The organism is Bacillus sp. ISL-55 (assembly GCF_018613155.1).
Taxonomy (GTDB): Bacteria; Bacillota; Bacilli; order Bacillales; family Cytobacillaceae; genus Mesobacillus.
This window is the reverse complement of record NZ_JAGGQU010000031.1, coordinates 150,552-164,431: the sequence shown is the minus strand read 5'-3', so window position 1 is coordinate 164,431 and position 13,880 is coordinate 150,552. Positions and strand designations below refer to the sequence as shown.

At 41.6% G+C, this 13,880-nt stretch carries 17 protein-coding genes; 10 read left to right on the top strand and 7 right to left on the bottom strand.

The genetic code is table 11. The annotated features are described in order from the left end of the window. The first annotated feature begins 6 nt into the window (after nt 1-6). From J7E32_RS15560 to J7E32_RS15550, 3 genes are all read left to right on the top strand, one after another. On the top strand, nt 7-3,006 hold the full coding sequence (locus J7E32_RS15560) for an ATP-binding protein (RefSeq protein ID WP_214908947.1): 3,000 nt from the start codon (nt 7-9) through the stop codon (nt 3,004-3,006). 76 nt (nt 3,007-3,082) lie between these two features. Then, nucleotides 3,083-4,027 (top strand): 3'-5' exoribonuclease YhaM, encoded by a 945-nt coding sequence (yhaM, locus tag J7E32_RS15555; protein ID WP_214908946.1) that lies wholly within the window; start codon nt 3,083-3,085, stop codon nt 4,025-4,027. A gap of 148 nt (nt 4,028-4,175) precedes the next feature. Beyond that, nucleotides 4,176-4,358: a sporulation YhaL family protein gene (locus J7E32_RS15550; RefSeq protein ID WP_102261744.1), complete on the top strand. Its 183-nt coding sequence runs from the start codon at nt 4,176-4,178 to the stop codon at nt 4,356-4,358. A 196-nt stretch (nt 4,359-4,554) separates the two neighbouring features. Here J7E32_RS15550 and J7E32_RS15545 read toward each other — a convergent pair whose 3' ends face one another. Continuing rightward, nucleotides 4,555-5,439, bottom strand: coding sequence for a peptidylprolyl isomerase (locus J7E32_RS15545; protein WP_214908944.1), 885 nt, complete (start codon nt 5,437-5,439; stop codon nt 4,555-4,557). Between the two features lie 192 nt (nt 5,440-5,631). Here J7E32_RS15545 and J7E32_RS15540 point away from each other — a divergent pair, with 192 nt between their 5' ends. From J7E32_RS15540 to J7E32_RS15530, 3 genes are all read left to right on the top strand, one after another. Further along, nucleotides 5,632-5,712, top strand: a complete 81-nt coding sequence (locus J7E32_RS15540) for a YjcZ family sporulation protein (RefSeq protein WP_023615406.1) — start codon at nt 5,632-5,634, stop codon at nt 5,710-5,712. A 93-nt stretch (nt 5,713-5,805) separates the two neighbouring features. Beyond that, nucleotides 5,806-5,889 (top strand): YjcZ family sporulation protein, encoded by an 84-nt coding sequence (locus tag J7E32_RS15535; RefSeq protein ID WP_064503397.1) that lies wholly within the window; start codon nt 5,806-5,808, stop codon nt 5,887-5,889. A gap of 94 nt (nt 5,890-5,983) precedes the next feature. Next, entirely contained in the window at nt 5,984-6,076 is a 93-nt protein-coding gene (locus J7E32_RS15530; RefSeq protein ID WP_214908942.1) for a YjcZ family sporulation protein, read from the top strand. 334 nt (nt 6,077-6,410) lie between these two features. Here J7E32_RS15530 and J7E32_RS15525 read toward each other — a convergent pair whose 3' ends face one another. Next, a complete protein-coding gene (locus J7E32_RS15525) occupies nt 6,411-6,599 on the bottom strand; it encodes a hypothetical protein (protein ID WP_286183301.1) in 189 nt (62 codons plus the stop codon). Between the two features lie 163 nt (nt 6,600-6,762). On the opposite strand from J7E32_RS15525, the gene J7E32_RS22980 reads away from it, so the two are divergent. Next, nucleotides 6,763-6,891: a hypothetical protein gene (locus J7E32_RS22980; RefSeq protein WP_286183300.1), complete on the top strand. Its 129-nt coding sequence runs from the start codon at nt 6,763-6,765 to the stop codon at nt 6,889-6,891. Nucleotides 6,892-6,936: 45 nt separating this feature from the next. Here the strand turns inward: J7E32_RS22980 and J7E32_RS15520 are convergent, their stop codons facing one another. Together J7E32_RS15520 and J7E32_RS15515 are read right to left on the bottom strand one after the other, a co-directional pair. Then, nucleotides 6,937-7,512, bottom strand: coding sequence for an HTH-type transcriptional regulator Hpr (locus tag J7E32_RS15520; RefSeq protein WP_214908935.1), 576 nt, complete (start codon nt 7,510-7,512; stop codon nt 6,937-6,939). Between the two features lie 241 nt (nt 7,513-7,753). Then, nucleotides 7,754-8,125: a YtxH domain-containing protein gene (locus J7E32_RS15515; RefSeq protein WP_214908926.1), complete on the bottom strand. Its 372-nt coding sequence runs from the start codon at nt 8,123-8,125 to the stop codon at nt 7,754-7,756. A 150-nt stretch (nt 8,126-8,275) separates the two neighbouring features. On the opposite strand from J7E32_RS15515, the gene yhzF reads away from it, so the two are divergent. Beyond that, nucleotides 8,276-8,491: a membrane protein YhzF gene (gene yhzF, locus J7E32_RS15510; protein WP_214908924.1), complete on the top strand. Its 216-nt coding sequence runs from the start codon at nt 8,276-8,278 to the stop codon at nt 8,489-8,491. A 44-nt stretch (nt 8,492-8,535) separates the two neighbouring features. Here yhzF and J7E32_RS15505 read toward each other — a convergent pair whose 3' ends face one another. The 3 genes from J7E32_RS15505 to J7E32_RS15495 form a co-directional block, all read right to left on the bottom strand. After that, nucleotides 8,536-9,054: a tryptophan transporter gene (locus J7E32_RS15505; RefSeq protein WP_214908922.1), complete on the bottom strand. Its 519-nt coding sequence runs from the start codon at nt 9,052-9,054 to the stop codon at nt 8,536-8,538. Nucleotides 9,055-9,175: 121 nt separating this feature from the next. Next, nucleotides 9,176-10,258 carry a 3-phosphoserine/phosphohydroxythreonine transaminase gene (serC, locus tag J7E32_RS15500; RefSeq protein ID WP_214908920.1) on the bottom strand — a complete coding sequence of 361 codons (1,083 nt, stop codon included), beginning with the start codon at nt 10,256-10,258 and terminating at the stop codon, nt 9,176-9,178. Between the two features lie 630 nt (nt 10,259-10,888). Next, nucleotides 10,889-11,308: an HIT family protein gene (locus tag J7E32_RS15495; RefSeq protein WP_214908919.1), complete on the bottom strand. Its 420-nt coding sequence runs from the start codon at nt 11,306-11,308 to the stop codon at nt 10,889-10,891. A gap of 610 nt (nt 11,309-11,918) precedes the next feature. Here J7E32_RS15495 and J7E32_RS15490 point away from each other — a divergent pair. Together J7E32_RS15490 and J7E32_RS15485 are read left to right on the top strand one after the other, a co-directional pair. Further along, a complete protein-coding gene (locus tag J7E32_RS15490) occupies nt 11,919-12,659 on the top strand; it encodes an ABC transporter ATP-binding protein (protein WP_214908917.1) in 741 nt (246 codons plus the stop codon). Beyond that, complete coding sequence (locus tag J7E32_RS15485) at nt 12,652-13,863, top strand: ABC transporter permease (protein ID WP_214908915.1); 1,212 nt, start codon at nt 12,652-12,654, stop codon at nt 13,861-13,863. The genes J7E32_RS15490 and J7E32_RS15485 overlap by 8 nt, the downstream gene beginning before the upstream one ends. Nucleotides 13,864-13,880 lie beyond the last annotated feature (17 nt).

The window sequence follows — 13,880 nt, the reverse complement described above, 5'->3', positions numbered from 1 at the left end:
GGCAGCATGATGAAACTCATTGAACTGCATGTTTACGGTTATGGCAAGCTCGAGAATTATGTGATTGGCTCTGTAGGCCAATTGCAGATCTTCTATGGCGAAAACGAAGCCGGGAAGTCGACCATTATGTCATTCATCCACAGCATTCTGTTCGGCTTTCCGGCTAAGCAAAGTGCGGAAATCCGCTATGAGCCAAAGAATAATTCAAAGTATGGCGGCAAAATAAAAGCTTTTTTTCCTGACAGTGGAGTGGCTGTCATTGAGAGAGTGAAGGGCAAGGCTGCCGGCGATGTGACTGTATCTCTTGAGGACGGGACGATTGGCGGAGAAGAGCTGCTTAAGAATCTTCTGAAAAGAATGGATAAAAGCATTTTCCAGGCTATTTATTCGTTCAACGTCCATGGGTTGCAAAATATCAACGCGATGAACGGAGAAGAGCTTGGGAGGTACTTGTTCTCTGCCGGAACGCTTGGTACTGATAAGCTCTTTAATACGGAGAGTTTCCTGACAAAGGAAATGGAGCAGCGTTTCAAGCCAAGCGGGAAAAGGCCGTTATTGAATGAGAAATTGAAAGAGTTGAAGGAAGTCCAAACTTCCTTGAAAATTGCAGAACAGCAGAACGAGAAATACTCTGAGCTGATCAGTACGAAAGATGGATTAGGCAAGAAAATTACTGAGTTGCAGAACGAAATTGCCATGCTGGAGCAAAAAGGGTTTAAGCTTCGTGAGTACAAGCGAAATGAAAAGCTTGTCAAAGAAGCCGCAACGATTGAGAGGAAAATCCGTGAGCATGATCCGGGATTTTTTCCGGAAGATGGCATGAACCTTCATGAAAAATTGGACGAGCAGCTTAAGGCCATCGAGGCAAGATTGTTAAGGATAAAAGAGAAGAAGGACCATTTACTGGAAGAATTGGAGAAGAGCAGACCGAATTCAGAATTACTCGGAATGGAAACTGAGATTGAAGCCAGAATTGAGAATCTGCCTTTATATGACCAACTGAAGCAGGAAAAAAGACTTCTTGAATCCAAACTGGTGGAAATAACAGAAGAAATAAGTCAGCTAAATGACAAGCTTCATACAGACTTTAATGAAGAAAATGTCCATGAAATCAACACAAGTATTTTTATTAAAGAAGAGGCCGAAAACATCCAGCAGACAGAGCAAAGATTAAAGGATAAAAAGCTGGAGTTGGAGGCTGACTTTGAAGAGGAGAAAAAGGAACTAGCAGAACTTGAGGCAAGGGCTGAAGGTGCAAAAGCTGAACTTCTGGAAGAAGGAAAGCGAAATCAATTAGTGAACGAAATGGATCTCCTGAAGAATAAAGATAGGATCCAGTCCGAATTAAATTATGTGGCAGACCAGGTTGAAGCGGCCAAATCCAGGGAAGAAAGTGAAAAAAACAGAAGAAAAATGCAACAAAAGAAAGAGTATAATCAGTTGCTGCTTCTCGGAGGTATTTTTCTCATTGTGTTTCTTTGGGGAATCACAAATGGTACATGGCTACTAGCTGGAATCGGGATAGCAGGTTTGTTGTTTTTGTTTGCTGCGCGCAATAAGTCAAATGAGAAAGTGCCAGTGGATGACAAAATCCTATCCAGGCTGCTGGAACGGGAAAGAGAGCTAAAAGATGCGTTAGGCATCCAGCCGGAAGGCAGTGATTTTACAATCAAAAATCTGCTTGCCAGGGACGAGGAGGCGAGGATGCGCTATCGTGAACTGCTCATCAAAATCGAGCAGCAGCATGATCGTTTTGATAAAGTTGTCCAGCAATTTGAAGCATGGGAAGCGGATATGGCCGGTATAAAGCGGAAAAAGGCAGAATTACTGAAGCGATTCGGCCTAACGGAAACTGCAGGCACGATCAAAGTGATGGAAGCCTATCAATTAATCGATACCCAGAAGCAATACTTCCGTGAGAGGAAGAGAATAAAAGAAAGCATAAAGAAAGTAACTGAATCTTTAACGGAAATGGAAAACAGCCTGGAAATGCTTGCTGAACGTTTTCTTCATAATAACACTCTTGCTCCGGTGGAGGCAGCCAGTCTGCTGAAGCGGACATTGCGTGAAGCAATTGACCAGAAGTCGAGGTATCACGAATTGACCGTGAAACTAGAGGAAGTTGAAGAGGAACATTCATCACTTCAGAAGGAAGAAATAGTGATCAGTCAAGAAAAGAAAGGGTTACTAGCTCTGGCCGGAACAGAAGATGAGGATGCATTCAGGCAGAAAGCGAAGGATGCTGCATTGGTGAAAAACTTGAGTGCAAGGCAGGAGGATATAAATTATCAGCTGCTTGCATCCGGATTGACCAATGAGGATCGTGACATGATTCTAACAGGAGTTTCGCTTGAGGAACAAATCGAGGAAAATGAATTGAGGCTAGAACACAGCAAGAGGGAATTAACCACACAGTTTGATGTAATCGCCGATGTAAAGCATAAGATGAAGGTACTTGAAGAAGGCGGTACATACAGTGAATTGCTTCATAAATATAAGCAGCTTCAGCATGAGTTTGCGGAAGATGCAAAGGATTGGGCAAGGTTTGCAGTTGCCAAGGATTTGCTTTCGAGGACAATAGACCGTTATAAGGATGAGCGCTTGCCGAGAATGCTTGCCAAAGCAGAGAACTTTCTGTCGATTTTGACTGATGGAAGTTATGTGAAAATCATTCCTCAACTTTCAGGAAACGGTTTTCTGATTGAAAGAAATGATCATATGTTATTTGAAGCGAATGAACTAAGCCAGGCAACTGCAGAACAAGTCTATGTATCCATCAGGCTGGCACTTGCAGCCGGACATTATGAACGTTATCCATTCCCGATTATCATCGATGACAGTTTTGTCAATTTTGATCATAATAGGACTGCCCGGATTATTAAGCTGCTTAGGGAAATGAGCAACAACAATCAGATTCTCATTTTTACATGCCATCGTCATCTGCTGGACTACTTTTCGGAAAAGGAAATTCTCAATCTGCAAGAAAAAAGTACAAATATAGTTTAAAAATGCCATGGTTTGAGAATCAGAGACAATAGACTCTGTATGTTATACTGTTGCAGAGAGGAGAGGGCGGTTAACTATGAATAAAGGAATTTTGAATCACGAAACAGGGGACCAGGTAGAATTATTTTTATTGATCAAGCACTCGTCAAAAGGGATTGCCAGTAATGGGAAGCCGTTTTTGACACTCGTCCTCCAGGACCAGAGCGGGGAAATCGAAGCAAAGCTTTGGGATGTATCTGATGAAGATGAAAGTACTTACAGTGCTGAAAGCATTGTAAAAGTCCAGGGAGATATTCAGAACTACCGAGGGCGAAACCAGTTGAAAATCAGGCAAATCAGGCCTTCTTCGACAGCTGACTCTGTGAAACTATCTGATTTTCTTGAAACAGCCCCTGTCAGTCAGGATGAAATGAGCAGCAAGCTCACCCAATATATTTTCGAAATGAAGAACCCTAATATCCAGAGGGTCACGAGACACCTTTTGAAAAAGCATATTAATGCATTCATGGAATATCCTGCGGCAACAAAGAACCATCATGAATTTGTTTCAGGACTTGCATATCACGTTGTCTCCATGCTGGACCTTGCGAAATCGATCGCAACACTATATCCAAGCCTTGATAAGGATCTTTTGTATGCGGGGGTTATCCTTCATGATTTAGGAAAGGTCTTTGAGCTTTCCGGCCCGATTTCAACAACTTACACGGTTGAAGGGAATTTGCTCGGACATATATCCATCATGGTCAATGAAATTGGCAAGGCGGCCGATGAACTAGGCATCAGCGGTGAGGAAGTAGTCATACTTCAGCATATGGTATTGTCTCACCACGGGAAAGCAGAGTGGGGCAGCCCGAAACCACCGATGATTAAAGAGGCTGAAATTCTGCATTACATCGATAATCTTGATGCAAAAATGAATATGCTCGACCGTGCGCTTGCCAGAGTTAAACCAGGCGAGTTCTCCGAAAGAGTATTCGCGCTTGATAACCGGTCCTTTTACAAGCCTGTATTCCATAAGTAAAAGCAAAAATGGCCTCACTCCAATTCTGTGGAGGGGGTCTTTTTGTTTTTTATCTTTTTAACCTCCTGAGGCATATTTTAGATTAAATCTCATATTAATACTGTAAGAGTTCAATTTGGACAACCTTTTAAATGGAGGGTATGAAGAAATGTCAATTCCAATCTGGGTAATAGCAGTCGCAGCAGGGATCGTATTCAGTGCCTTCATGGCAGTGAAAACAGGGAAAGAAGAACGAAAAGAAGAAATGGAAAGCATCGAACGTGAGGGCGAGCTTTATATGAAGCGTCTTGAGCGGGAAAAGGAACGACGTGAACATTCGGCGGAAGCATAAAAAAAACACTGGTCTCCAATACTGGAGCCAGTGTTTTTCACTATATCAGAATTTGTATAATTTCAACTTTGATAATTGTCCAGCTTCAGCGCCTAGCCCTTCGAGTCGCTTCAGTCCTGCCAATGAAGTCAAAGAACGACTTCACTGTCAGGACCTCCAGCGCTTGTCAGGGCTGGACAAGGCGCTTCCGCTCTTCTTATTGCGGTTGTGTTTGGGCTTCTGCTTCTGGGAATTCAGCAGCGCCTTTAAGGTCTTTATCCTTGATTTTTACATTAGCAGCATCAAGCTCACGCTTTAGAACCTCTTGAATCTTGTTAGAGTCTAGCTGAGCTAGTTTCAACTCATACTCGAGCTCGTCCTTCATTTTTTCGTAAGATTCTTTTTCTTTCTTCTCAGTCACCTTGATGATGTGGAAGCCGTGCTGTGATTGTACAGGATCGCTGATTTTATTTACTTCAAGGGCATAAGCTGCCTCTTCGAATTCAGGAACCATCTTTCCAGGGCCAAAGAATCCAAGGTCTCCGCCTTGTGCAGCTGAACCAGGGTCTTGAGAATACTCTTTCGCAAGGTCTTCAAACTTTGCACCTTCATCAAGCTTTTTCTTTACTTCCTGTGCAGTCTTTTCATCTTTTACAAGGATATGGCTGGCTTTGATTTCTGGCTTGTACTCTTCGTAACGCTTCTTAACTTCTTCTTCGCTGACCTTTACATCTTTAAGCGCAGCTTTTTCCATTAAAAGCTGGTCTTTAAGGACTTCTTTTAATTCTTCCTCGTCTTTAAGCTGGTTCTGCTGTAGGACTAGCTCGAAGTTCTCTCCAAGTTCTTCCTTAAGCTCGGCCACTTTTTCCTCAACCTCTTTATCAGTCACTTCATAATTTTCCGCAAGTACCTTTTGGTAAAGCAATTCTTGAAGTGCTTGCTCTCCATACTTTTCCTTCATGGATTGGTAAAGCTCTTCTTTAGTAATGTTGCCTGCCTTCGACTCAACGATGACTTCTGAAGAATCAGCATTATCGTTGCTGCATGCACCTAGTCCCATTACTCCGGCTGCAACCGTGAGGGAAATTATCATTTTTTTCATGGTGAACATCTCCTAAACAGAAAATTCTAGTGGCCGTTTTTAATCCACAAACTCTACTATAACATAATTTCAATATTCCACAAAAAATAACTAATGGATATTACTGGTTATTTATTGAGATGGGCTAATATCTATACCGTTTGTTCGACTGTGCATACGATGTAGAGAAGAGAAAAAAGGAGGTAGTTGATAATGGGCCACTATAATTCAGGCTTTGCGTTAATCGTTGTCCTGTTTATCTTGCTGATCGTTGTAGGTGCAGCATACCTGTAATCAACAAAATGCAAGGAATGCAGGATAGTTGCCTATGCGGAAACGACATTACTTGAATAAGATACCATAACCACTTTGGAAGGAGGTGTTAATATGGGTGCAGGATACGGCGGCGGCTTCGCGTTAATTGTCGTGTTATTCATTCTGTTAATCATCGTGGGTGCAGCTTGGCTTTAATCTCTGAGTAAAGAGCATGGGGGACATTTGGCCCCCCCATGCTTCTGAACAACGATTTTAAGGCAAGTTCCTAGAGCAGAAAGGAGGAACCTCAATGTCTGGAGGAGGACATGGATACGGCGGCGGCTTTGCATTGGTCGTGGTCTTGTTCATTCTGTTAATCATCATCGGTGCATCTTGGCTGTAAGCATCAATGAGGCGATGCTTTCTGCATGCCTTAATCATTAAAAATGCTTCATCAATTCTGATAATAAAAAGCGGTGAGGGAAGCCTCACCGCTTAATTTATGTAATAGTATTTTCTTATTTCTGCTTCGAGAAATGTCCAGCTCCAGCGCTAAAACCCTTGAGTCGCTCGTCTAGCTGCGTCTCAACTCCTCGAGACGTTTTGTTCAGGGTCCTTCAGAGCAGTCAGCTATACATTTCTATTTCAGTCCTGGCGGTGAAGTAAAAGAGCGACTTCACCATCAGGACCTCCACCGCTTGTCGAGCGGACCAAGAGGCTTGCGCTTTTCTATGTAGTCACGTATACAAAATTTCAACGAATGATGAAATTAGCAGAATTGTAACTAAAATATTGATCGTCCTGAATATTTTCGCATGTTTGTCTTCAGGTATTTCCTTCTGGATGCAGAGGGAATCTGTAAGCTTATTTATATAGAAAAGAATGAAAGTAGCAAAAAGAACAAACACGAATAAAATGGAGATCATCGAAGAATCCCTCCTTAGCAATCTTTTTATCTTAAATACAATAACAAATATTTTAAGAAAAAGATAGTTATTTGATAAGGCATATAGCTAGTTATTTGTTGCAGGAGGGTTGAAAGGAAAATCAGATTTGCCAAACTATGAGCGAGCTTAGAAATGTGAGGGAATGAGCAAACCATGGGAAGAACAAAAAGCGGAGGGGTTTATGTTCATTCTTCCGCTTTATAAGATGATTTTAGCTGAACTCCAGCCAAAAGCTACAGCCAGAGGAAGTGGACAAGTTGGCAGCACTTAGGGGTTATCCTTCCTCTATTGTTGAAGTTGCATTATACATATAGTATTAAGCATACTCCTTTTCGGCTGGATCTATTTTTTTAAGCGTACCGTCTTGGTCAGAAAACTTGCTGTCGATATTCGAAAAAGACTTTTCGAATATTTCCATAAAGTCATCGCCATAAATATTACGGACAATGGCCATGATTTCAATGATGTCCGGAAACTTTCCATATAGTTCCTTCAGTGGCATGGCTCCTGAAAAAACGGCATTAGAATCTGGCTCATAGTTTTCCATTAAAGCGAGCAATATACGTTCGCCTTCTTCAGTAAGCTGGATATACGTATTTCTCTTGTCGCTTTCCTTCTTGGAAAACTTCAAATAACCACGTTCCTCAAGCTTTTTGGAAAAGTTGAAAGCAGTGGAAACATGCATGACACCAAATTTTGCCACATCGGAAATCGAAGCTCCATTCAAATGATAAGCAATCCATAAAATATGGTGCTCATTGATATTCAGGTCGAATGGTTTGATCCATTGCTGCCAGTCCTTCTCAACAGACTTCCAAAGGGCCTTACTCAACTGGGCAATTCTCTGGCTAAATATCATTGCTTCTTTCATAGAATAATTTTTATCTCCCATTCTCATATTCACCTACTTTATTGTTTCTATTTTCATTATGCCAATAAAACAAAAATTAATAAAGATATAAATTTACAAAATTTTTTGAATTTGTTAAATTCCATCTAAAGTCGGGCATTTTTTTATGTAATTTTTCCATTATCAATACAAAAACGCCATTTGCATAATATATCTTTCTGGATAAAAAAAGAAAATCCTTCCCGCCGGAAAAATTTTACTTAAGGGGAAGGATTGTTCCTGACTACTTTTCTTTTGAATTAGCTGCCGCCAATTCAGTTTCCAGGTCTTTAATTGTATCTTCAAGTTCCAATACATCTGCCTGAAGACCTTTCTTGTTTTCTTCGGTTGCAAGCTTCCACTCAAAGATAGCCGTCTTTACATCGGTGATAAATGTTTGGATAGATTCTTTTCCTTCTTTTGAAGCAGTGGCCACTGTGTTTTTCAATTCAACAGCGGAATCCTTGATATCCTTAATGGATCCAATGTATTCATTTTTATTGGCTAAAAGAGTTCTTCTCGTTTCATATCCTGATTTTGGAGCTGCCAGCAGTGTTGCAATACCTGCTACAACACCACCTATAACCATTCCTGATAAAACTTTCTTCGCATTCATGCTTTGACCACCTCATCAATTTTTCTGTATAAGTTCTCCAAATGAATCGCGATTCCTCTTTTCTTCTATATTTAATTTCCTATTCTCGCACAAATAAACGTTATTAGCTTCATAGCCTTAAATTAACAGGCATAAAAATGTAGTAAGGTCATGTTCAGGAAGGAGAGGAGGGGAGTCGAGATTTTTACAAGTGTGATATTTCTCATCAGCGTTGCTTTCTTTGTGGGGGCTGTCCATCATCTCCTTGCGTTAAAGAAGCCAGGTATGTATCCTCCCAAGGCGCTTCTGCGGAAGAGAGCAGGAACTCTGGCAGGGGGAGGAGCAATTTTCTTATTGATCGGGATTATCTTTTACACATTCCAATAGACAAAACAGAGCCCCTGTCAGTAATAGACAGGGGCAGATATTTTTTAATGGATTTCAGCGAGCTTTGCTCTTTTAAAAATATTCGTTGCCACAGGATAAAGAATGCCCATGAAAACAGCGTTAAATGCTGCTGCTGGAAGGACAACCGCTGCGAATAATGCAGTGAACGGTCCCGGCAGGCCGACAAGGAAATAGGCAGAACCAAGGAAAACAATTCCTGAAACTATGGTTCCAATCGCTGTAAGGCCAGCTGCAGTATAAATCGAAAACTTGAATTTTTTCAGTGCCAGCAGGATTCCGAAAAAGACAAACGCAGTAACAGGCTTATCAATGATGTTCGGAACAAGGCCTCCTGGGAAAGTAGTAGTTAATCCTGAAATCAGCCCAGTTACGGCTCCAACCAATAATACACTCTTTTTGTCAGGAAACAGGATGATTCCAAGGAACATCATTGTCAGCATCATATCTGGCTTCATCCCTAGAAAAAAACCGGGTACGACCACATGCAAGACTGCTCCCATCCCCACTAAAAGTGACAATGCTACAAGATTCTTCGTATTCATTTCTCATCTCTCCTCTGCTATTCTAGCTAACTAGTACTCCTCCTGCAGTGCTCTCTGTGCCTGCAGCGAAAAGCTTTCTCCAATTATAACACATATTTTAATGGAGTAAATGATTAATATGTTAATTTCTGCTCCTGAATGAATTCATAAAGTCAGCAAGTTTCTCAACGTCTTCAAGTGGAACGGCGTTATAGATCGATGCTCGGCAGCCCCCGACGGATCTGTGGCCGGCAAGCCCGATAAAGCCGGTTTCCTCCGCCTCATGTAGGAAGGACGAAGCCAGGCTGTCATTTTCGAGTGTAAAGGTGACATTCATTCGTGAACGGCTTCCTTTTTCGGCATGACCGGTATAAAACCCTTCGCTTCTGTCTATCGCATCATAAAGCAGTGCCGATTTCTGCTTGCTCAGCAAATCAAGCTGTTTTACCCCGCCCAGCTCTTCGGCCCATTCTAGAACCAGCATCAGAAAATAAATCGATAAAGTAGGGGGAGTGTTATAAAGCGATTGGGAATCAGCATGGACCCGATAATTGAGCATGGAAGGCAGTTCTGGTCTAGAACGTTTTAGCAAATCTTTATGGATGATGACGACCGTGACACCGGATGGGCCCAGATTTTTCTGCGCACCGGCATAAATGAGTCCATATGATGATAGATTTAGCGGCCGGCTGAGAATGTCACTGGACATGTCAGCAATAAGTGGAACTGACAGACGCTCTGGAATAGAATGCCACTGGGTTCCGTAAATGGTATTATTCGTCGTGATGTGGAGATAGGAAGATTCAGCTGGAATGTCAAATTCTGATGGACAGGGGATAAATCTATAGTTGGCATTTTTGGAAGATGCGGCTATCACAGCATTTCCAACTTTCTGAGCTTCCTTTAGTGCTTTCTCAGACCATGTTCCGGTCAAGATATAGCTCGCCGTCGCTCCTTCCTCAAGCAGGTTCATTGGTACCATTGAAAACTGCAGACTTGCACCACCCTGGAGGAATAGAATTTCATATTCATCAGGAATGGTGAGCAGATTCCTGAGAAGGTTTTTTGTACGTTGATTAATTTCTTCGAATTCCTTGCTGCGATGGCTTAGCTCCATCACACCCATGCCGCTGCCCTGGTAATTCATCATTTCGTTTTCCGCTTTTGCTAAAACTGCCTTAGGCAATGCAGCCGGACCAGCATTAAAATTGAGAGCTCGTTTCATTTGGATCCCCCCGAAAGATTAATTGCGGTATGTCTTTAATGTGTTAAAGTTATCATCATGCTGCCAGAAATTCAAGCATTATTCTAATGTTTTCAGAAAAATTAAATTAGTTTGAGGGAGTTCTCTAGGTAAGTCCCGATTTAATAGACATTTTGAGGTGCATAAGAAGCCAAAGTGTCTAATAAGAGGAGTTTAATGGACATTTCGAAGGAAAGGGGAAGGCAAAATTTCTAATAAGATGAGTTTAATAGACATTTCGATGAGCAAGAGGAGTCAAAATGTCTAATAAGATGGGTTTAATAGACATTTTGAGGGGAAGGGGAAGGCAAAATGTCTAATAAAATGGGTTTAATGGACATTTCGATGAGCAAGAGGGGTCAAAATGTCTAAAAAGATGGATTTAATAGACATTTTGAGTAGAAGGCGAAGGCAAAATGTCTAATAAGATGAGTTTAATGGACATTTCGTTGAGCAAGAGGAGTCAAAATGTCTAATAAGTTGGGTTTAATGGACATTTCGATGAGCAGAAGCAGTCAAAATGGCCAAAATGCCAATTTTTATGGTGCAACAAATACCTAATGCGGCTTCTGATATTAGCATAAAGAAAAAAACTCCCGCTAAGGCGGAAGTCTATATCTTGCTATTGATTTCTGCGGCGATTTTTTGGTAATCGTCGGATGTATATTGATCCTGGTGGGTTTTCCACACAGCGCCGAAGCCGTCACCATTGCCATAGCGCGGAATCAAATGCATGTGGAAGTGGAAGACTGATTGGCCAGCTGCTTCGCCGTTGTTTTGAAGCACGTTCAGGCCGATTGGATTATATGCAGCCTTGATTGCATTAGCGACTTTTGGGACTGCCTTGAAGACGTTCGCGGCAATTTCGTCAGTTAGTTCATAGACATTTTCTTTATGTACCTTTGGGATGACAAGAGTATGTCCTTTCGTTACCTGGCTAATATCGAGAAATGCTAGGACGTTCTCATCTTCATACACCTTTGCTGAGGGGATATCGCCATTGATGATTTTGCAAAAAATGCAATCACTCATTTCTTTCACCCTTCCTAGAATTCGCTTTTGCCCCGTGCAACTCCAGGACTCTGCGCTTTTTTATGGTATTTTATCACATTTTGCCAATAAACATAAAGAAAGAAAGGACAGGATCCGCTTGGAATCCTGTCCCTGAAGGGGAACTAATTACTGTTCATTGACGTTCTTTAGCAGGTTTACCTTTGATAAACACCTCATTTTCAATTCATTTGAATTATAAAAATGATGGGTTATTCAGTACCTGGTTCAATCGGACCATCCCCTTATCAGCTTTAATCGGTTTCACAACTTATAAAGCGGGAAGTGATCTGCGACACACACCTCATTTCAAAATGTGGAGTGATGTTACTGAACGGCTGGGTTAACATTTACGTAACGCAATGCAACCATCCCCTTGTATGAACGTTGAAATCAGTGTGCTTATAAATCGAATAATATGTCTTTAACAGACACCTCATTTCGAATTATTGCTTGTTGCCCCTTCAAAAATTATGATGCCCCGATTATCGGGTTATATGCAAAAAAGTTTTATTAAAAGGTGAAGCTTTTCCTAAATGAGTTGGATTTGTTAAAATAACGGTACAGAATACGAACTGGAAGGGCGTTGTTCATGTCTTTATTGGAAATTAACCAGGTAACCGGCGGATATACGAGGAATCCGGTTTTAAAAAATGTAAGTTTCACCGTTAATAAAAATGAAATCGTTGGTTTGATTGGCCTCAACGGTGCTGGAAAGAGTACAACGATCAAACATGTAATCGGCTTGATGGAACCTCATAAGGGCGATATAAAAATTAATGGCAGGACCTTCTTGGAAGGCAAGGAGGAATATAGGAAGCAGTTCACCTTTGTGCCTGAAACCCCTATTCTTTATGATGAACTGACTCTTGAAGAGCATCTGCGGCTGACAGCGATGGCCTATGGCCTTGAGGAAAAAGAATATGAGCAGCGAATTGATGCTTTATTAAAAGAATTCAGGATGAGCAAAAGGCTGAAATGGTTCCCTGCTCATTTTTCAAAGGGAATGAAGCAGAAGGTAATGATCATGTGCGCATTTTTGGTTCAACCTTCACTTTATATCGTCGATGAACCATTTGTCGGTCTTGATCCACTCGGGATTCAATCTTTGTTGGATCTGATGGACAAGATGAAGAAAAATGGGGCTGGCATTTTAATGTCGACGCATATCCTCGCAACGGCAGAACGTTATTGCGATCGTTTCGTCATTCTTCATAATGGAGAGGTAAGGGCACACGGGACCCTTGAAGAGTTGAGGGACCAGTTCAAGATGCCTGGCGCAACACTGGATGACCTGTATATCCAGCTGACAAAGGAAGAAGACTATGTTTAATTCGCAGCATTTATGGAAGGAGCGTTTCGGTACTTTTGCCAAGGAAACCGGAAGCTACCTGCGCTACATTTTTAACGGCCATTTAGTGATTGTCGTCCTATTTTTATTAGGAACAGCGGCTTTTTACTATCAAGAGTGGATACAGACGCTAAAGCCGGACTTCCCGGCAGCGTGGATCATCGCCTTGGTTCTTGCTGCCGTGCTTACATATAGTCCAATTCAGACATTCTTGACCGAGGCGGATAAAATATTCTTATTGCCGCTTGAAACCAGATTGGATGATTATTTCCGGAAATCAATCACATACAGCCTGAGCCTGCAGTCCTATTTATTGCTGCTTATACTAGCCGTGCTCATGCCGCTTCATGTAAAAATACACGGTGCCGATTTCAAATCGTTTTTCGTGCTTTTAATCGCAGTCATCCTGATAAAATGGATCAATATATTGATACGCTGGAATGTGCAGTACTTTATCGAGAAAAATGTAAAATTGACGGATAGCATCATTCGTTTTTGTATCAATGTTGTGCTTTTGTATTTTGTCTTTACTGGAGCTCAGCTGATTTTTGCAGCAGTCCCAGCTGCTGTCTTAATCATGCTGTATTTTTACTATAAAAAGCAGACAAAGGAAAAAGGGTTGAAGTGGGAGCGGTTGATCGAGGACGAAGAAAGACGGATGAATGCTTTTTACCGTGTGGCTAATATGTTTACGGATGTTCCAAAGCTGCGGGTCCGCACGAAAAGAAGGAAATGGCTTGATTGGCTCGTTAACATCATTCCATACAAGCAGGACCTAGCCTTCAGCCATCTTTACTTAAGGACCTTCACAAGATCCGGGGATTATTTCGGTTTGCTTGTCCGCCTTACGTTAATAGGAGGAGCAGCGCTGTATTTCCTATCGTATGGGCCAGGACAAATTTTGTTTGCTTTGCTTTTCATGTATTTGACAGGGTTTCAGCTTTTGCCGTTATGGAACCATCACGAAAACAAGCTATGGGTCCGTCTGTACCCTGTGCCGGAGAATGCAAGAAAAAAATCCTTTACGAGCTTGCTATTGGGAATCATGATTTTTCAGGCAGCTGTTTTTTCAGGGACAGTTTTCATTAAAGGGGAACTGATATTAGGAGCGATTGTATTAGCTTCTGGAATTGCATTTTCACTATTTTTTGTTTATTTTTACAGTAAGAGCAAGCTTAAATCATAATTTGGAAATCCTTTTCG

What these genes read in the sequence shown, in the direction of transcription:
- J7E32_RS15515 (WP_214908926.1), bottom strand. Translation starts at nt 8,125, where the DNA reads ATGAATGCGAAGAAAGTTTTATCAGGAATGGTTATAGGTGGTGTTGTA.
- J7E32_RS15525 (WP_286183301.1), bottom strand. Translation starts at nt 6,599, where the DNA reads ATGATCTCCATTTTATTCGTGTTTGTTCTTTTTGCTACTTTCATTCTT.
- J7E32_RS15535 (WP_064503397.1), top strand. Translation starts at nt 5,806, where the DNA reads ATGGGTGCAGGATACGGCGGCGGCTTCGCGTTAATTGTCGTGTTATTC.
- serC (WP_214908920.1), bottom strand. Translation starts at nt 10,258, where the DNA reads ATGAAACGAGCTCTCAATTTTAATGCTGGTCCGGCTGCATTGCCTAAG.
- yhaM (WP_214908946.1), top strand. Translation starts at nt 3,083, where the DNA reads ATGAATAAAGGAATTTTGAATCACGAAACAGGGGACCAGGTAGAATTA.
- J7E32_RS15560 (WP_214908947.1), top strand. Translation starts at nt 7, where the DNA reads ATGATGAAACTCATTGAACTGCATGTTTACGGTTATGGCAAGCTCGAG.
- J7E32_RS15540 (WP_023615406.1), top strand. Translation starts at nt 5,632, where the DNA reads ATGGGCCACTATAATTCAGGCTTTGCGTTAATCGTTGTCCTGTTTATC.
- J7E32_RS15520 (WP_214908935.1), bottom strand. Translation starts at nt 7,512, where the DNA reads ATGGGAGATAAAAATTATTCTATGAAAGAAGCAATGATATTTAGCCAG.
- J7E32_RS15530 (WP_214908942.1), top strand. Translation starts at nt 5,984, where the DNA reads ATGTCTGGAGGAGGACATGGATACGGCGGCGGCTTTGCATTGGTCGTG.
- J7E32_RS15550 (WP_102261744.1), top strand. Translation starts at nt 4,176, where the DNA reads ATGTCAATTCCAATCTGGGTAATAGCAGTCGCAGCAGGGATCGTATTC.
- yhzF (WP_214908924.1), top strand. Translation starts at nt 8,276, where the DNA reads ATGTTCAGGAAGGAGAGGAGGGGAGTCGAGATTTTTACAAGTGTGATA.
- J7E32_RS15545 (WP_214908944.1), bottom strand. Translation starts at nt 5,439, where the DNA reads ATGAAAAAAATGATAATTTCCCTCACGGTTGCAGCCGGAGTAATGGGA.
- J7E32_RS15490 (WP_214908917.1), top strand. Translation starts at nt 11,919, where the DNA reads ATGTCTTTATTGGAAATTAACCAGGTAACCGGCGGATATACGAGGAAT.
- J7E32_RS15505 (WP_214908922.1), bottom strand. Translation starts at nt 9,054, where the DNA reads ATGAATACGAAGAATCTTGTAGCATTGTCACTTTTAGTGGGGATGGGA.
- J7E32_RS15495 (WP_214908919.1), bottom strand. Translation starts at nt 11,308, where the DNA reads ATGAGTGATTGCATTTTTTGCAAAATCATCAATGGCGATATCCCCTCA.
- J7E32_RS15485 (WP_214908915.1), top strand. Translation starts at nt 12,652, where the DNA reads ATGTTTAATTCGCAGCATTTATGGAAGGAGCGTTTCGGTACTTTTGCC.
- J7E32_RS22980 (WP_286183300.1), top strand. Translation starts at nt 6,763, where the DNA reads ATGAGCAAACCATGGGAAGAACAAAAAGCGGAGGGGTTTATGTTCATT.